This window comes from Myroides albus, from assembly GCF_009711045.1.
GTDB lineage: Bacteria > Bacteroidota > Bacteroidia > Flavobacteriales > Flavobacteriaceae > Flavobacterium > Flavobacterium album_A.
This window is the reverse complement of sequence record NZ_WMJX01000149.1, coordinates 1-320: the sequence shown is the minus strand read 5'-3', so window position 1 is coordinate 320 and position 320 is coordinate 1. Positions and strand designations below refer to the sequence as shown.

The 320-nt window shown below is 36.9% G+C and carries 1 pseudogene; it reads right to left on the bottom strand.

The features are described from left to right. Nucleotides 1-231 (bottom strand): annotated as a pseudogene (locus GJV76_RS15685) (erythromycin esterase family protein); the annotation flags it as partial. Between the last annotated feature and the right edge of the window lie 89 nt (nt 232-320).

Here is a 320-nt window from a genome sequence, read left to right as displayed (position 1 = left end):
TTGAACAAGTTCCGCTTTAACCTCATAGGTTTTACCATCCCCATGACCGGATTCACCCAAAATGACTATTTCGCTATCCCCAATGCGCTGGGCAATTGCTTCAAATGAAGCTTGATCCACCTTTTCGAATGGAATCATATAAGATGCTATTTGCTTTTCGACAGTTGCCTCTTGAGCGTTTGAAAACAAGGTGGCCACAGCAAATAAAAGCACCGTAATAACTTTGATCATAAGTAATATAAATGATTTGATTAGTACTAAATTAAATGATAGAAGATTGGCATCCTATTGTCTTTTAATCCAATCTACCATTTGTTGTT